General features: G+C 70.5%; 15 protein-coding genes. 10 read left to right on the top strand and 5 right to left on the bottom strand.

Translation table 11 applies throughout. The annotated features are described in order from the left end of the window. Both V6V89_RS26955 and V6V89_RS26950 read right to left on the bottom strand, forming a co-directional pair. Window positions 1–2,364 carry a beta-glucosidase family protein gene (locus V6V89_RS26955; protein WP_334622180.1) on the bottom strand — a complete coding sequence of 788 codons (2,364 nt, stop codon included), beginning with the start codon at window positions 2,362–2,364 and terminating at the stop codon, window positions 1–3. A 301-nt stretch (window positions 2,365–2,665) separates the two neighbouring features. Further along, window positions 2,666–3,439 carry a S1 family peptidase gene (locus V6V89_RS26950; protein WP_334622179.1) on the bottom strand — a complete coding sequence of 258 codons (774 nt, stop codon included), beginning with the start codon at window positions 3,437–3,439 and terminating at the stop codon, window positions 2,666–2,668. 204 nt (window positions 3,440–3,643) lie between these two features. Between V6V89_RS26950 and V6V89_RS26945 the strand changes: the two genes are divergently transcribed. Continuing rightward, window positions 3,644–3,988 carry a histidine triad nucleotide-binding protein gene (locus V6V89_RS26945; RefSeq protein ID WP_334622240.1) on the top strand — a complete coding sequence of 115 codons (345 nt, stop codon included), beginning with the start codon at window positions 3,644–3,646 and terminating at the stop codon, window positions 3,986–3,988. Then, window positions 3,985–5,325 carry a serine hydrolase domain-containing protein gene (locus V6V89_RS26940; RefSeq protein WP_334622177.1) on the top strand — a complete coding sequence of 447 codons (1,341 nt, stop codon included), beginning with the start codon at window positions 3,985–3,987 and terminating at the stop codon, window positions 5,323–5,325. Before V6V89_RS26945 ends, V6V89_RS26940 begins: the two co-directional genes overlap by 4 nt. Before the next feature lie 7 nt (window positions 5,326–5,332). Here V6V89_RS26940 and mctP read toward each other — a convergent pair whose 3' ends face one another. Together mctP and V6V89_RS41860 are read right to left on the bottom strand one after the other, a co-directional pair. Then, on the bottom strand, window positions 5,333–7,018 hold the full coding sequence (gene mctP / locus V6V89_RS26935; protein WP_334622176.1) for a monocarboxylate uptake permease MctP: 1,686 nt from the start codon (window positions 7,016–7,018) through the stop codon (window positions 5,333–5,335). A 3-nt stretch (window positions 7,019–7,021) separates the two neighbouring features. Next, window positions 7,022–7,339 carry a DUF3311 domain-containing protein gene (locus tag V6V89_RS41860; RefSeq protein ID WP_442935222.1) on the bottom strand — a complete coding sequence of 106 codons (318 nt, stop codon included), beginning with the start codon at window positions 7,337–7,339 and terminating at the stop codon, window positions 7,022–7,024. Window positions 7,340–7,605: 266 nt separating this feature from the next. Between V6V89_RS41860 and V6V89_RS26925 the strand changes: the two genes are divergently transcribed. The 6 genes from V6V89_RS26925 to V6V89_RS26900 all read left to right on the top strand — a co-directional run bounded on the left by V6V89_RS26925 (window position 7,606) and on the right by V6V89_RS26900 (window position 12,624). Continuing rightward, the gene (locus V6V89_RS26925) at window positions 7,606–8,655 is read left to right on the top strand and encodes a PhoH family protein (RefSeq protein ID WP_334622175.1); all 1,050 of its coding nucleotides are present in this window, start codon (window positions 7,606–7,608) and stop codon (window positions 8,653–8,655) included. A gap of 20 nt (window positions 8,656–8,675) precedes the next feature. Then, window positions 8,676–9,143: an rRNA maturation RNase YbeY gene (gene ybeY, locus V6V89_RS26920; RefSeq protein ID WP_334622174.1), complete on the top strand. Its 468-nt coding sequence runs from the start codon at window positions 8,676–8,678 to the stop codon at window positions 9,141–9,143. Between the two features lie 127 nt (window positions 9,144–9,270). Further along, the gene (locus tag V6V89_RS26915; RefSeq protein WP_334622172.1) at window positions 9,271–10,614 is read left to right on the top strand and encodes a hemolysin family protein; all 1,344 of its coding nucleotides are present in this window, start codon (window positions 9,271–9,273) and stop codon (window positions 10,612–10,614) included. Continuing rightward, complete coding sequence (locus tag V6V89_RS26910; protein ID WP_334622171.1) at window positions 10,607–10,966, top strand: cytidine deaminase; 360 nt, start codon at window positions 10,607–10,609, stop codon at window positions 10,964–10,966. The genes V6V89_RS26915 and V6V89_RS26910 overlap by 8 nt, the downstream gene beginning before the upstream one ends. Next, entirely contained in the window at window positions 10,963–11,841 is an 879-nt protein-coding gene (gene era / locus V6V89_RS26905; RefSeq protein ID WP_334622170.1) for a GTPase Era, read from the top strand. Before V6V89_RS26910 ends, era begins: the two co-directional genes overlap by 4 nt. Continuing rightward, complete coding sequence (locus V6V89_RS26900; RefSeq protein ID WP_334622169.1) at window positions 11,842–12,624, top strand: NAD-dependent epimerase/dehydratase family protein; 783 nt, start codon at window positions 11,842–11,844, stop codon at window positions 12,622–12,624. It abuts the gene before it with no gap. Window positions 12,625–12,678: 54 nt separating this feature from the next. On the opposite strand, the gene V6V89_RS26895 is transcribed toward V6V89_RS26900, so the two are convergent. After that, window positions 12,679–13,455: a DUF4097 family beta strand repeat-containing protein gene (locus V6V89_RS26895; protein ID WP_334622167.1), complete on the bottom strand. Its 777-nt coding sequence runs from the start codon at window positions 13,453–13,455 to the stop codon at window positions 12,679–12,681. A gap of 86 nt (window positions 13,456–13,541) precedes the next feature. On the opposite strand from V6V89_RS26895, the gene recO reads away from it, so the two are divergent. Both recO and V6V89_RS26885 read left to right on the top strand, forming a co-directional pair. Further along, window positions 13,542–14,288, top strand: a complete 747-nt coding sequence (recO, locus tag V6V89_RS26890) for a DNA repair protein RecO (protein ID WP_334622166.1) — start codon at window positions 13,542–13,544, stop codon at window positions 14,286–14,288. A gap of 2 nt (window positions 14,289–14,290) precedes the next feature. Continuing rightward, window positions 14,291–15,097: an isoprenyl transferase gene (locus V6V89_RS26885; protein WP_334622165.1), complete on the top strand. Its 807-nt coding sequence runs from the start codon at window positions 14,291–14,293 to the stop codon at window positions 15,095–15,097. The last annotated feature ends 285 nt before the right edge of the window (window positions 15,098–15,382 follow it).

The raw sequence follows: 15,382 nt of genomic DNA, 5'->3' as shown, positions 1-15,382 counted from the left end.
CTAGCGGAGGAGGGGGGTTGTCAGGCGGGGGTCGGGTAGGGAGTGGGAGGCCTCTACGCGGTACGCGCCGGGAACGAGGTGCCAGCCGTCGCGCCAGATCTGGAATGCGCGGTCGGGGAGGGGTATGCGCACGGTGGCGGTCGAACCCGGTGCGGCTGCCGCAGTCGCGAAGCCGGCCAGCCAGCGTTCCGGACGCTCCGGGTCGGGGGTTTCGGGGGCCACGTAGATCTGGACGACCTCGCGGCCCGGGCGCGTGCCCGTGTTGCGTACCACCACGACCGCGTCGGTGTCCTCGATGGACAGTGACTCGTACGCCCACGTCGTGTAGCCCAGCCCGTGCCCGAACGGGAAGAGTGGCTCGGCCCGCCACCCGCGGTACCCCACGAACACGCCCTCGTCGTACGGCAGTGCGCCGTCGACCGGCCGGGTCGAAAGGACAGGTATGTCTTCGGCGTGGCGGGGCCAGGTGGTGGGCAGCCGCCCGCCGGGCTCTGCCACGCCCAGCAGGACGTCGGCCAGGGCGGCTCCCGCCTCCTGACCGGGGAACCAGGTGAGCAGGATCGCCGCCACCTCGTCGGCCCAGGGCATCAGCACAGGCGAGCCGGCGTTGACCACGACGACGGTGCGCGGGTTGGCGGCAGCGACCCGGGAGACGAGCTCGTCCTGGCGGCCGGGGAGCGCGAGCGTCTTGCGGTCGAAGCCTTCGGACTCGACCTCTTCGGTGGTGCCCACGACGACCACGGCCACATCGGCGGATGCGGCGGCGCGGGCCGCCTCGTCGAGCAACTCTTCGGGGGTGCCACTGGGTGGGGTGTGACCGAGGGTGAACGATACGAAGCCTGGCATGGTCACACGCTGGGTGAGCGTCACGTCGACCGGCTCGCCAGCGGTGAGTTCGACCGGGAACCGCCGCTCCTCCGACGACAGGAACACCAACGCCGGGTCGTCTTCGCGGTACACAGGGCCTTCGAAAACCACGGCGTCGGCGGCGCTGAGCGTGAACTCGCCGAACCCGACGATCGCGAGCTGATGCGTGCCACCGGTGGCCGGGGTCAGCCGCGCGGTCAGCTCGATCGTGGCCAGCTCGTACGGGTCGACGCCGGGCGGCGGGTCGCCCATCCACCGTACGGTCGCGGTGTGAAGAGGCGTGCGATACAGCTCGCGGCCGTCTTCGGCGCGCAGCGTCGCGACGATGTCGCTCCACTGTGGAGCGGTCGCGGCGGGCACCCTGCGGCGCGGGTCGGCGCCGATCGTGTACGACACGTCGGCACCGGGGAGCGCGGCGGTGAGCCCGTCGAGGGGGGACACGATGTACGGCGGGTACACCTGTGCGCTGCCTCCGCCCTGTACCCGGGCGTCCACGGCGAGCGCTCCGGACACGGCCACCCGGCGGAGCGCGCCCGCGTCCAGCGGGAGCACGTTGTCGTTTCGGGCCAGCACGAACGACCGCGTGGCGATCTCGCGGGCTACCACGGCACCGACGAGAGATGACACCGCGGGGCGAGGACCGTCACCGAGCGCGCCCACCCGGGCGGCGAGCCGCAGCACCCGGCGCACCTTGTCGTCGATCACCTCTTCCGGGACGGTGCCGGCGCGCACGGCGGCGACCAGGTCGTAGCCCCACGGGTCACCGACGGCCGGCATGACCACGTCGAGGCCGCCGCACGCGCTGGCTTCGGTGCTGCGGGCAGCGGTCCAGTCGGAGACGATGAAGCCGTCGAAGCCCCATTCGCGCTTGAGCACGCCGTTCTGCAACTGGTCGTGCTCGGTCATGGTGAAGCCGTTGACGCTGTTGTACGCCGCCATCACGCCCCACGCGCCGGCCTCGACGATCGCCTCGAACGGCGCCAGGTACAGCTCGCGCAGCACCCGCTCGCCGACGCGCACGTCCACAGTGAACCGGTCGGTCTCGGAGTCGTTGCACACGAAGTGTTTGACGGTGGTGCCGACGCCCTGGTCCTGCACGCCGAGCACGTACTGGACGCCGATCCGGGCGGTCAGTAGCGGGTCTTCGGAGTAGCACTCGAAGTGCCGGCCGCCGAGTGGGCTGCGGTGCAGGTTGACGGTGGGCGCGAGGAGCACGTGCACGCCCTTGCGGCGGGCCTCCTGACCGAGCAGGCGGCCGGCGGTGCGGGCAAGGTCGGGATCCCAGGTGGCGGCGAGCGCGGTCGGGCTCGGCAGCGCGATCGACGGGTCGTCCGGCGTCCAACCGATGCCGCGTACCCCGATGGGGCCGTCGGACATCACGAGCGAACGCAGACCGATCTCCGGCACCGCCGGTAGCGTCCAGAAGTCCTTGCCGGACAGGAGCTTGACCTTGGTTTCCAGGTCGAGAGCGGCGAGCGCCTTTTCGATGTCGGACATCAACCGACCCTATAACCGGTCAGGTCCGCAGGTAGGAGGCTCCGTTGAGATCGATGATGGTGCCCGATGCCCATTCCGCGGCCGGTGAGGCGAGCCAGTGGACGGCGGCGGCGATCTCGTCGGCCCGGGCGACCCGGTTGAACGGGCTCTGCGCCCGGATGTCCGCGCCACGCTCGGGCCACCGCCCGCCCGATGCCCCGCGAGGCGCCTGTCACCAGTACAGATCGTCCAGCCATCCGACCATCATCCACGTTCAAGGGGCGGTCCCCCGGGGGAAGGAACCGCCCCTTGATCGGCCGGGTCAGCCGCCGAGGGACGCGGCGGCCGAGGCGATCGCCGAGGCGAATGTGCTCACCTCGGTGTAGACGCCGGGGTACCCGGCCCGTGCGCAGCCGTAGCCCCAGCTCGTGATGCCCACCTGGATCCAGGCGTTGCTGGCATCGCGACGGAACATCGGGCCGCCGGAGTCGCCCTGGCACGTGTCGGTGCCCCCCGACGCGTACCCGGCGCAGATCTCCTCGTTCGGGATGAGGTCGCCGCCGTACGACGAGTTGCAGCTGCTGTCGCTGACGAACGGCACCTGGGCCTTCAGCAGGTACCGCTGCTGCCCGCCGTTCTCGCGCGCGGCGCCCCATCCGGCGATCGTGAACGTCCCGCTGTTGTTCGCGGTGTTCGTCGCGATCGGCAAGGTGGCGAGGCTGGTGACGGGGCTGGCCAGGCGGATCAGCGCCCAGTCCTTGCCGCTTCCGTTGTATCCCGGCGCCCGGTACACGTAGTTGGACCGCACCTGGATGCGGCTCGACGACTGGAGGTCGACGGCGCCCAGCGTGGCGGTGATGCTCGTGTTCGTGCCGGTACGGCTCACGCAGTGCGCTGCGGTGAGCACCAGCCGCGGGCTGTAGAGCGCCCCGCCGCAGCCCATCGAGAGCCGCACCATGAACGGGAATTCGCCCTGCGCGGCGCGCGTGCCTCCGACGACGTACGGCCCGATGTCGGCGGCCGTGGCCGGCGCTGCCAGGGTCATGCTGCCCACGGCGGCCGCGGCCATCGCGGCGGCAGCAAGTCTGCGAATCATTTCCTGACCCTCCCCAATGGATTCGCGCGCCTTGTGGGCACGCTTTTGTCGGGGAGCGTACGGACAGCGATTCAGGAATGGCAATGAGTCAATGGCATCCCAAGTGCGTCATATCAGCGGCCGAGGCGCGTGGGTCGGGTGTGGCCGGTCTGCGTGAGTACCACCCTTGTGGGCGGCCCGGAGCATACGATGAGCCTCGTGACGATGGACTGCCTCTTCTGCCGGATCGTGTCGGGCGAGATCCCGGCGACCCTGGTGCGCGAAACTGACACCACGCTGGCCTTCCGCGACATCACGCCCAAGGCGGCCTCGCACATCCTCGTGATCACGAAGGAGCACTACGCCGACGTCGCGACGCTCGCGCAGGCCGACGCCAAGCTCGCCGGCGAGGTGCTGGAGACGGCGGCCATCGTGGCCGAGCACGAGGGCCTCGTCGCCGACGGGTTCCGGGTGATCTTCAACACCGGCGAGTACGCCGGCCAGGAGGTCTCCCACGTCCACGCGCACGTGTTGGGTGGCGAGCCGCTGGGCCCTATGCTCGCCAAATGATCAAGCTTGAGCGTCTCGCTCGGAAGGTACAGGCCGAGGCGCGGGTGCCCGCGCTGTCCGTCGCCCTGCACCGGTCCGACCGCCCGCTGTGGCGGGTCCAGGTCGGTGCGGCCGCACCTGACAGCCAGTTCCGGATCGGGTCGGTCACCAAGACCTTCACGTCGGTACTGGTCATGCAGTGCCGCGACGACGGGTTGCTCGACCTCGACGACCCGATCGGGCGGCACCTGGACGTGCCGGCGCACGGCGAGCTGACCGTGCGGCGGCTGCTGTCGCACACGTCCGGCATCCAGCGCGAGCCGCACGGCGACGTTTGGGACACCCTGCTGGCACCAGACACCGGCCGCATGCTCGCCGAACTCGACCGCGTCGAGCGCGTACTGCCGCCGGGCCGCCGGTACCACTACTCCAACCTGGGGCTGTCGCTGCTCGGGCACGTCGTCGGGCGGCTGCGCGGCGGCACCTGGGCCGAGGTGCTCGCCGACCGCGTGCTGAGCCCGCTGGGCCTGACGGCCACGACGGTCGCGCCCACCGAGCGGGCGGTGACCGGGTACCTCGTCGACGCGTACTCGGATCACGCCCGGCCCGAGCCGCCGCTCGACCTCGACGGGGTCGGACCCGCGTCTCAGCTCTGGAGCACCGCGGCCGACATGGCGCGCTGGGCGGCGTTCCTCGCCGACCCGGCGGCGCTCGACCCCGACGGCGCGGTGCTCCGCCCGGCGACGCTCGACGAGATGCGCTGGCCGCTGACCACGACCGACGAGTCGCTGTGGGTGGCCGGGTTCGGGCTGGGGCTGATCCTGGTTCCGCAAGGCGCCCGGGTCACGCACGTGGGGCACGACGGCGCGATGCCCGGGTTCATCGCCGGCGTGTACGGGCGGCGTGGCGGCGACGGCACGCCGGGCGCGATGGGCTGCGCGGCGCTCGGGTCGTCGGGTACCGCCGTCAAGATCTTCGAACTGCCGCACCAGCTGCTCGCGGCCGCGGTCGAGGAGGACCCGGCCGGCATCGCGCCGTGGACGCCCGGCGAGCCGGTGCCCGAGCCGTACCGGTCGGTGCTGGGCCGGTGGTGGAGCGAGGGGTTCGAGTACGTCTTCTTCTGGAAGGACGGGACGCTGCGCGGGCGCGGCGCGGACGACCCGGACGGCAAGCCGCCGGCGGTGTTCGCCCCGGAGCCGGGTGAGCCGGACGTGTTGCGCACCGCCTCCGGGCGGGAGGCGGGCGAGCTGCTGCGGCTCACCCGGGACGGGGCCGGCACGGTGGTGCGCATGCACTGGTCGACGTACCGGTTCACCCGTACTCAGGAAACCTTCGAGGGCGCGTCGCCGTCGGCTTGAGACGGCGCTAGAGGGAGTGGCGGCCGCCGCCCGTCGGGGTGAACAGGGACTGGGCGGCGGTCTGGTCGCGGGTGGGCTCGCCGTCGATCAGCTCTGTCATGCGGCGCACCGTCGGGTCACCCTCGTCGGCCACGTAGTCCTGCTCGCGGGTGCGGTCGCGCCCGTCCGGCACGCCCATCGCCCGCAGTAGCGGCGTCGCGAGCGCGGCGACGATCAGGTTGGCGGCCAGCGCAACGACGCCCACGTAGATCGTGCTGCGGGTGTCGAAGCCCAGGTTGCTGAGCGGCCACGCGGACCCGCCGAAGTGCTCCCGCACGATGTTGCCGTCGGCGCCGCGCTGGGGGATCTGGTACAGCATCACGAGCCCGGTGGTGAGCCCGCCGATGATGCCCGCGATCAGCGCCCACCGGTGCAGCCACGCGGTGAAGAGCCCGATGGCGACCGCCGGCAGCGTCTGCATGACGAAGACGCCGCCGATGAGCTGGAGGTCGATGGCGAACTGGGTGTTCAGCATCAGGATGCAGATCACCGCGCCGAACTTCATGGCCAGCGAGGCGATCTTGCTGACCAGGGTCTCCTCGGCGGGCGTGGCCTCCGGCCGGATGAACTCCTTGTACACGTCGCGGGTGAAGAGGTTCGCAGCGGCGATCGACATGATCGCGGCGGGCACCATCGCGCCCACGCCGATCGCGGCGAACGCCAGCCCCGCGCTCCAGGCGGGGAAGTTCTCGTCGAACCACAGCGGCACGACCGTGTTGCGGTCGCCGCCGATCGGCTGGATGTCGCTGAGGATCGCCGCGAACCCGACCAGCATGAGCACGCCGAGGGTCAGCGTGTACAGCGGCAGTACCGACAGGTTGCGGCGCAGCGTGGCCCGGTTGCGGGAGGCGAGCACGCCGGTCAGCGTGTGCGGGTACAGGAAGAGCGCGACCGCCGACCCGACGGCCAGCGTGATGTAATTGAGCTGGCTGCTGGCCGGCAGCAGCAGGCCGTCGCTGGTGCTTGGTGACGTGGCGTACTTGGTCTCCGCGACCCGGAAGACCGTCTCCCAGCCGCCGGAGTGCGAGGCCACGATCAGGAACGCCGCCAGCACGGTCCACAGCACGAGCGCGTCCTTGACGATCGAGATCAGCGCCGGCGCCCGCAGGCCGGAGTTGAACGTGTACAGCGCGAGGACGATGAACGCGGCGGTGAGCGGCCACCCCTCCGGCAGGCCCATCACCTTGAACACCGCTTCGATGCCGATGAGCTGCAGCGCGATGTACGGCATCGTGGCCAGGATGCCGGTCATGGCGATGCCGAGCGCGAGCGTCCGGGAGCCGAACCGCGCCCGGACGAACTCCGCCGGCGTCACGAACCCGTGCACGTGGCAGACCGACCAGAAGCGGGCCAGCACCACGAAGAGCATCGGGTAGACGATCACCAGGAACGGCATGGGGAAGAAGCCGGAGGCGCCGACGCCGAAGACCAGCGTGGGCACTGCCACGAACGTGTAGGCGGTGTAGACGTCGCCGCTGAGGAGGAAGAACGTGACCCAGTTGCCGAAGGCGCGGCCGCCGAGTCCCCACTCCTCCAGCGTGTGGATGTTGTCTGGCCGGCGCCATCGGGCGGCCCAGAAGCCCATGACGGTGACCAGGCCGAACATGAACGCGAAGATCCAGAATTCGACCTGGTGGTCGGCGAATGTCGGCATGTCCTACTTGTCCTTGGTCGCGACGTGCACGATCGCGATGATCACCGAGGCCAGGAGGGCGAACGCGAGCTGGCACCAGTAGAAGAACGGCAGCCCCAGCAGCGTCGGCTCGATCCGGTTGTACAGCGGCGTCAGGAGCGGCACGACGATCGGAATAAAGAGCAGCCAGTGCCATCGACTCGCGTCGGCACGGCGCTGCGGGCGTACCGGTGTGGGTCGGCTCGCCTGGTATTCCGGCTTGTGGGGTGGCCACTGCCCGGGTCGGCTCGGAGGCCACGGGTGGCCAGGTGCGGCTCCGGGAGTACGGCGCTGCTCGGCCACTGAATGCCTCCGTTGGGGTGGTTTGTCCAAAGTGACGTGGGTCACCGACGGTGATACTGGAAAAGCTTTGAAGATCGCGAATCCCCCATTCGGGGGAAGTGGTACTCCACCGAACGTTCTGAAAGTATTTCGGTCGCTTTCCGTCACCAAACATCCGCCCGAGGCGAAATGGGCGCGGTGGTGAAGGCGTTGAGCCGATACGATGAGAGGTACTTCAGCAGCACACCGAGATGGAAGCGGGTGGCGTTGGCCCACGGGCCAGACCTATGACGACTGCATCCCCCACCGGGCAGACCCGCGTGCAGACCAAGATCACGGTTCCTGACTCGCAGATCATGGTAAACCTGCTCGGCGCCGGGGATGAGATCCTTCGGCTCGTCGAGCGGTCCCTGCGAAGCGACGTCCACGTGCGCGGCAACGAGATCACCATTACCGGGGTGCCGGCCGACAACGCGCTGGCCGAGCGCCTGTTCACCGAGCTGCTCGAGCTGATCGAGAAGGGTGAGACACTGACCACCGACGCTGTGCGGCGAACCGTCGGCATGCTCGAGCAGGGCACGGCCGAGCGGCCCGCCGAGGTCCTCACGCTCAACATCCTGTCCCGGCGCGGCCGGACCATCCGGCCCAAGACGCTGGGACAGAAGCGCTACGTCGACGCGATCGACGGGCACACCATCGTGTTCGGCATCGGCCCTGCGGGCACCGGCAAGACCTACCTCGCGATGGCCAAGGCCGTGCAGGCTCTCCAGGCCAAGCAGGTCAACCGGATCATCCTGACCCGGCCGGCCGTCGAGGCGGGGGAGCGGCTCGGCTTCCTGCCCGGCACGCTGTACGAGAAGATCGACCCGTACCTGCGGCCGCTGTACGACGCGCTGCACGACATGCTCGACCCCGAGTCGATCCCGCGGCTGATGCAGGCGGGCACGATCGAGGTCGCACCGCTGGCGTACATGCGTGGTCGTACGCTCAACGACGCGTTCATCATCCTCGACGAGGCGCAGAACACCACGCCCGAGCAGATGAAGATGTTCCTCACCCGGCTCGGCTTCGGCTCCCGGATCGTGGTGACGGGCGACATCACCCAGGTCGACCTGCCCGGCGGCACCACGAGCGGGCTCAAGGTCGTCCGCGACATCCTGGAGGGCGTCGAAGACGTCCACTTCGCGCAGCTCTCCAGCTCTGACGTGGTGCGGCACCGGCTGGTCAGCGACATCGTCGACGCCTACGCCCGCTGGGATGCCGAACGCGAGTCCCAGGGCGGCCAGGGCGTGCACGCCGTGCCCGGACGCACCGCCCGCGCGGGCCGGCGTCGCTGAGTCAATCGGGGGAAAGCACGTTGTCCATCGAGATCGCCAACGAGTCCGGCGTCAGCGTCGACACCGACGCGGTGCTGGCCGTTGCCAGGCACACCCTCGACGAGATGGGGGTCAACCCGCTCGCCGAGCTGTCCGTGCTGCTTGTCGACATCGAATACATGACCGAGCTGAACCATCGCTGGATGGGCAGTGACGGTCCCACAGACGTGCTCGCGTTCCCCATGGACGAGGGCAGCGTCGACCACGGCCCCGGTGAGGCCGGCTCCGGCGAGCCCGCCCTGCTCGGCGACATCGTGTTGTGTCCGGAGGTGGCGGCCAAGCAGGCGGCCACCGCCGGCCACTCCGCGGCCGACGAGCTGCACCTGCTGACCGTCCATGGCGCTCTCCACCTGCTCGGCTACGACCATGCCGAGCCGGAGGAGGAACGGGAGATGTTCGCCCTGCAGGCCCGTCTGCTGTCCAGCTGGCGGGCAACCCGGGTCAAATGAGGGAGCGTAGCGGCGCGGTGACGCTTTCCCGCCGGCGTCGCGGTGCTGGACCGTCGACTATCGCCGCCGCCGGCGGGATCGCGGCGCCTTGGGGCGCCGCGAAGCGAGCGAATCAGGAGGCGCTGTAATGCTCGCGGAGGCCGCTGCGGCGGGTGGCTTACCAGACCTCCAGCTCCTGCTGGCCGCCGCTGGGTTGGTCGTCCTCGCGGGCATCTTCGCGATGACCGACGCCGCGCTCGGCGCCGTCTCGCACGCGCGCGCCGCCGAGCTGGCTCGTGAGGGGGTACGCGGAGCGCGCGCCCTCCAGATCGTCGCGTCCGACGTCGTCCGGCACCTCAACCTGCTGCTCCTGCTGCGGCTGCTCTGCGAGCTGACCGCCACCACACTGGTCGCGCTGGTGGCCGTCGACACGTTCGACGCCGGCTGGACCGCCGCGCTGGTCACAGCGGGCGCCATGACGGTGGTCAGCTTCGTCGTCGTGGGGGTCGGGCCCCGCACGATCGGCCGCCAGCACGCGTACGCCGTCGGGCGCGCCACCGCGCCGCTGGTGCGCTGGCTGGGCCGGGCGCTCGGCCCGCTCGCGTCATTGCTGATCCTGATCGGCAACGCGGTGACGCCGGGTCGCGGCTTCCGGGAAGGCCCGTTCGCCACCCAGGTGGAGCTGCGCGAGCTGGTCGACCTCGCCGAGCAGCGCGGGGTCGTCGAGCACGGCGAGCGGCAGATGATCCACTCGGTGTTCGCGCTCGGCGAGACCATCGCGCGCGAGGTCATGGTGCCGCGCACCGAGATGGTGTGGATCGAGTCGCACAAGTCGCTGCGGCAGGCGCTCGTGCTCTTCCTACGCTCCGGCTTCTCGCGCATCCCGGTGATAGGGGAGAGCGTCGACGACGTGCTCGGCATCCTGTACCTGAAGGACGTGGTGCGCCGCACGCAGAGCGGCGACCCGGCGGCCGAGGCGATGGCGGTCGCCGACCTGATGCGCGAGGCCACCTTCGTCCCCGAGTCCAAGCCGGTCGACGACCTGCTGTCCGAGATGCAGGCCGCCCGCACCCATCTGGTGATCGTCGTCGACGAATACGGCGGCACCGGTGGGCTGGTCACGATCGAAGACATCCTGGAAGAGATCGTCGGCGAGATCACCGACGAGTACGACGTGGAGCGCCCACCGGTCGAGCGGCTCGACGACGGCGCCGTACGCGTCACCGCCCGGCTGCCTGTCGAAGACCTCGGTGAGCTGTTCGACGTGGAACTGCCCGCCGACGAGGTGGAGACCGTGGGTGGTCTGCTCGCCCAGGCCCTGGGGCGCGTACCGATCCCCGGCGCGGAGGCTACGGTGGGCGGGCTGCGACTCGTCGCCGAAGGCACCACCGGCCGGCGTAACCGCATCGACTCCGTCCTCGTCCGCCGCGACCTCGACGCCGAGATCCCGGCCGAAGTACCCGAACAGGAGAGGCAACCCGCAGATGCCTGAGCCCACTGCCGCGCCCGCCGCGCTGGAGGCGGAAGACGCCAAGCTGGTCACGCTCGCCCGCGGCGCGCGGGCCCGGATCGGCGCCGTCGAGGGCGCCGCCGTGCGCGACCAGGACGGGCGCACGTACGCGGCGGCGAACGTGGCGCTGCCCTCCCTCACCCTCACCGCGCTCCAGCTCGCAGTGGCGTCGGCGGTGGCGGCCGGCGCGACCCGGCTGGAGGCCGCGGCCGTGGTCACCGAGGCGTCCACTCTCGACGGTGCCGGCCACGCCGCCGTGCGCGACCTGGCCGCGGATGCGCCAATCCACGTGGTGGCGCCGAGTGGCGCGGTGCTCGGCACGGTGACTTCGTGACGTACCGGGCGGGGTTCGCCTGCTTCGTAGGGCGGCCGAACGCCGGCAAGTCGACCCTGATGAACGCGATCATCGGGCAGAAGATCGCCATCACATCCAACAAGCCGCAGACGACGCGGCACATCATCCGCGGCGTGCTGCACCGGCCCGAGGCGCAGCTCGTCCTCGTCGACACCCCGGGCCTGCACCGGCCGCGCACGCTGCTCGGCGAGCGCCTCAACGACCTGGTGCGGCAGACCTGGAGCGAGGTCGACGCGATCGGCCTGTGCATCCCGGCCGACGAGGAGATCGGCCGCGGCGACCGGTTCATCACCGGCGAGCTGGCCGAGCTCAAGGCGTCGGTGATCGCCGTGGTCACAAAGGCCGACCTGGTCGACAAGAAGCGGCTCGCCGAACAGCTCATCGCGGTCAGCGAGCTGGGCGAGTTCGCCGAGGTGGTGCCGGTCAGCGCCGTCTCCGGATACCAGGTCGAGACGCTGATCGACGTGATGACCGGATACCTGCCGGAGTCGCCGCAGCTCTACCCCGACGACATGCTCACCGACGAGCCCGAGCAGGTGCTGATCGCCGAGCTGATCCGCGAGGCCGCGCTGGAGGGCGTCCGCGACGAGCTGCCGCACTCGATCGCCGTCGTGGTCGAGGAGATGATGCGCGAGGGCGGGCTCACCAAGATCTACGCCGACGTGTACGTCGAGCGGCAGAGCCAGAAGGCGATCGTGATCGGCGCGAAGGCCAGCAGGCTCAAAGAGGTCGGCACCCGCTCCCGGCAGGCGATCGAAGGGCTGATCGGCGGCAAGGTGTACCTCGACCTGCACGTCCGGGTGGCCAAGGACTGGCAGCGCGATCCGAAGCAGCTCCGCAAGCTGGGCTTCTGAGTGGGCGGGCGGCTGCTCGTCACCGGCTCGGCCGGTCGCGTCGGCCGCCTGCTCCGGCCCCGGCTCGCCCGCCCCGACCGCGAGCTGCGCCTGCTCGACCTGGCTCGCCAAGAACCGGCCGCCCCCGGCGAGACCCTGATCGAAGGCGACCTGACCGACCCGGGCACGCTCGCTCGGGCGGTCGCCAATGTCGATGCGGTGCTGCACCTCGCCGCGTACCCGGTCGAGCGAAGCTGGGCGGACCTGCAGCGACTCAACGTCGATGGCACCCGTACCGTGCTGGAAGCCGCCCGCGAAGCCGGCGTCCGCCGCGTCCTGCTGGCTTCCACCATCCACGCCGCGGGTTTCTACCCGAAAGGCGACCCGCTGCCGGCGACCGTGCCCGCCCGGCCAGACACCTACTACGGCTGGAGCAAAGCGGCGGTGGAGTCGCTCGGCAGCCTGTACGCCGACCGGTTCGGCATGAGCGTGTTCGCGCTGCGGATCGGTGCCTGCTTCGCGACGCCGCTCTCGGCCAGCCTGCTCGACGTCTGGATGTCACCGGACGACTGCGCCCGGCTGGTCGAGGCCTGCCTGGTGACCGACCGCACCGGCTACCAGGTGCTGTGGGGAATCAGCCGTAACACCCGCCGCTGGCTGTCGCTGGCCGAGGGCGAGCAGATCGGCTACCACCCGCGGGACGATTCGGAGACCTACGCCGACTCGCTACCGCGGGGCAATTCGATCGCCCTGGACCGGCTCGGCGGCTTCTTCTGCGAGCACCCCCTCGGCGAGCCGCTCTAGGGCCCGTGTCGCCGCCTGGCCTCGCCAAGCTCCGGCCTCACTTCGACACAGGCGCTAGCTACTGCTGATCGTGATGTTGCCGCTGTCGGTGCTCAGGTCGATCAGGTGCTTGCCGTCCGGTACGTCCGGCACCCCGATGTCGGTGCGGCCGGAGTCGGTGCGCGCCTCCACCTGGTAGCTGTCCGACGGCACCCGCACCCGGATGTTGCCGCTGTCGGCCTGTGCGGTGACCGCGCCCGGCGCGGTGAGCGACAGCCCGATGTTGCCGGAGTCGGCGCGCGCGGTGTTCTGCGGGCCGCCCAGGTTGTCGGCGTCGATGTTGCCGGAGCCGCTCTTCAGGTCGACGCCGCCCGTCGCCCCCCTGACGATCACGTTGCCCGAGCCGGTCTCGGCGGCCACCTTGCCGGTCGCGCCGGACACCGTGATGTTGCCCGAGTCGATCTTCATGTCCACTGCGGACACCCCGGACAGGTTGATGTTGCCCGAGTCGTTGCCACCCCGCACCGCGACACCCTTCGGGGCCGTCACCTCGTAGTTGACCGAGCACCAACTGCCGCAGTCGGCGTCGAGCACCAGCGTCGTGCCTTCGATCTTGTACGACGTGTCGGGCTCGTTGGAGCGGTACCGCACCATGCGGCGGATCTCCACCTGCTTGGTGTCGGTGCTCTCCACCGTGAGGTCGCCGCTGCCCGGCTCCAGGCGGATCTCGGTGATCGCGACGTTTTCGGTGTCGTTGAACTCGAGCCGGGAGTAGGCCACCTCGCCGCAGGCGGCGAGCGTGGCGACCAGGGCCGCACCGAGGACAGCGGCGGGCAGGACGCGGGAAACCATGACTGGACCGTATGCCGGCTGCCCGGAGGGCACATCAGGATCACCACCCGATAAGACCCTGAGTTCTGTGGGGGCAGAATGGTGCCGTGCCCGGATACAGCAAGCCGCTCTACCGCGACGACGCGGTGGTGCTGCGCGTGCAGAAACTGGGCGAGTCCGATCGGATCATCACGCTGCTGACCCGCCGGCACGGCCGCATCCGGGCAGTCGCGCGGGGCGTACGGCGAACCACGTCGCGGTTCGGCGGCCGGCTGGAGCCGTTCGGGCACGTCGACCTGCAGCTCGCCGAGGGCACAGGGCTGCACACCGTGCGGCAGGTCGAGGGCATCGAGCTGTACGCCAAGCGGTTCCTTGACGACTACCCCCGATACACGACGGCCAGCGCGATCGCCGAGACGGCCGAGCGGCTCACCCCGGTGGAGGCCGAGCCGACGCTGCGGCTGTTCCTGCTGACCCTGGGCGCCTTGCGCGCGCTCGCCGAGGGGGCCCACGCCAGCACGCTGATCCTCGACGCGTACCTGCTGCGGGGCATGGGGCTCGCCGGCTGGGCGCCCGCGCTGGTCGAGTGCGCGGTCTGCGGCACCCCCGGGCGGCACGGCGCCTTCTCGGTACCCGCCGGCGGGTGCGTCTGCCCCGACTGCCGGCCGCCGGGAGCGGCGCACCCCGCACCCGCCACCATCGACCTGATGTCCGCCCTGACGTCCGGCAACTGGCGGCTAGCCGACGGCGCGGAAAATGCGACCCGGCGCGAGTGCAGCGGCCTGGTCGCGGCGCATTTGCAGTGGCACCTGGAGCGCGGGTTACGCTCGCTGCCGCTCGTCGATAGGGGTTGACCGTGATCCGTTCGCTTCGCCGGGAGCTCGTCCCGCCGACGCCACACCCGTCGGGTGCCCGCCCACCCGCACTGCCGAAAGACAGCCTGCCGCGGCACGTGGCGATGGTGATGGACGGCAACGGCCGGTGGGCCAAGGAGCGCGGCCTACCCCGGACAAGGGGGCACGAGCAGGGCGAATACTCGCTCTTCGACGCGATCGAGGGCGCCATCGAGCTGGGCATCCCCTACCTGTCGGCGTACGCCTTCTCGACCGAGAACTGGCGGCGCTCGCCCGACGAGGTCCGCTTCCTGATGGGCTTCAACCGCGACGTCATCCGGCGCCGCCGCGACCAGCTCGTCGACCTGGGCGTCCGGGTCGTGTGGTCGGGCCGGCCCGGCAGGTTGTGGAAGAGCGTGATCTCCGAGCTGGTGACCGCCGAGCAGATGTCGCGGCACAACTCGATGCTGACCCTGCAGTTCTGCGTCAACTATGGCGGGCAGGCCGAAATCGCTGACGCGGCGGCCGCTATCGCGCGGGATGTGGCGGCCGGAAAGGTCGACCCTGACAAGGTCAACGAGAAGATGGTCGCGCGATACCTGTACCACCCGGAAGTGCCCGAAGTGGACCTCTTCCTGCGGCCGTCGGGGGAGCAGCGCACGTCGAACTTCCTGCTTTGGCAGAGCGCGTACGCCGAGATGGTCTTCCTGGACACGCTGTGGCCCGACTTCGACCGCCGGCACCTGTGGTACGCCTGCGAGTTGTACGCCCAACGCGACCGCCGCTTCGGCGGCGCCCTCCCCAACCCAGTCCCCCCACCCACTCAGTAGCCGCGCCGCGCCGCGCCGCACCGGCCGGCGCCCCTCTGTCCGTCGATCAAGGGCAAACGCACGGGGTTTGATCTCTTTTCCGCGTGCGTTTGCCCTTGATCCATGCAGATTTCCTTGATCGACGCGGCCTCAGGCCGCCGCCGACAGCGACACGGGTGGGAGCGTCCGCCGCCCGCTTGACGCGGGCTGGGCGTCACGCACGAGTACCCGCCTGATCTTGGAGCGCCAGCGTCGTCGGCGGCCGCGAAGGGCTTGGCGGGACAGGGCCGCGCGGTGGGGCTGGTC

It is taken from the genome of Micromonospora sp. CPCC 206061, assembly GCF_036906915.1.
Classification (GTDB): Bacteria; Actinomycetota; Actinomycetes; order Mycobacteriales; family Micromonosporaceae; genus Phytohabitans.
The sequence above is the reverse complement of the archived record's forward strand: the minus strand, read 5'-3'. Positions and strand labels throughout refer to the sequence as shown.

Bases quoted from the DNA above. Each gene is read 5' to 3' on its own strand.
- V6V89_RS26940 (WP_334622177.1), top strand. From the start codon at position 3,985: ATGATCAAGCTTGAGCGTCTCGCTCGGAAGGTACAGGCCGAGGCGCGG.
- mctP (WP_334622176.1), bottom strand. From the start codon at position 7,018: ATGCCGACATTCGCCGACCACCAGGTCGAATTCTGGATCTTCGCGTTC.
- V6V89_RS26945 (WP_334622240.1), top strand. From the start codon at position 3,644: ATGGACTGCCTCTTCTGCCGGATCGTGTCGGGCGAGATCCCGGCGACC.
- V6V89_RS26950 (WP_334622179.1), bottom strand. From the start codon at position 3,439: ATGATTCGCAGACTTGCTGCCGCCGCGATGGCCGCGGCCGCCGTGGGC.
- V6V89_RS26925 (WP_334622175.1), top strand. From the start codon at position 7,606: ATGACGACTGCATCCCCCACCGGGCAGACCCGCGTGCAGACCAAGATC.
- V6V89_RS26910 (WP_334622171.1), top strand. From the start codon at position 10,607: ATGCCTGAGCCCACTGCCGCGCCCGCCGCGCTGGAGGCGGAAGACGCC.
- V6V89_RS26915 (WP_334622172.1), top strand. From the start codon at position 9,271: ATGCTCGCGGAGGCCGCTGCGGCGGGTGGCTTACCAGACCTCCAGCTC.
- V6V89_RS26955 (WP_334622180.1), bottom strand. From the start codon at position 2,364: ATGTCCGACATCGAAAAGGCGCTCGCCGCTCTCGACCTGGAAACCAAG.
- V6V89_RS26895 (WP_334622167.1), bottom strand. From the start codon at position 13,455: ATGGTTTCCCGCGTCCTGCCCGCCGCTGTCCTCGGTGCGGCCCTGGTC.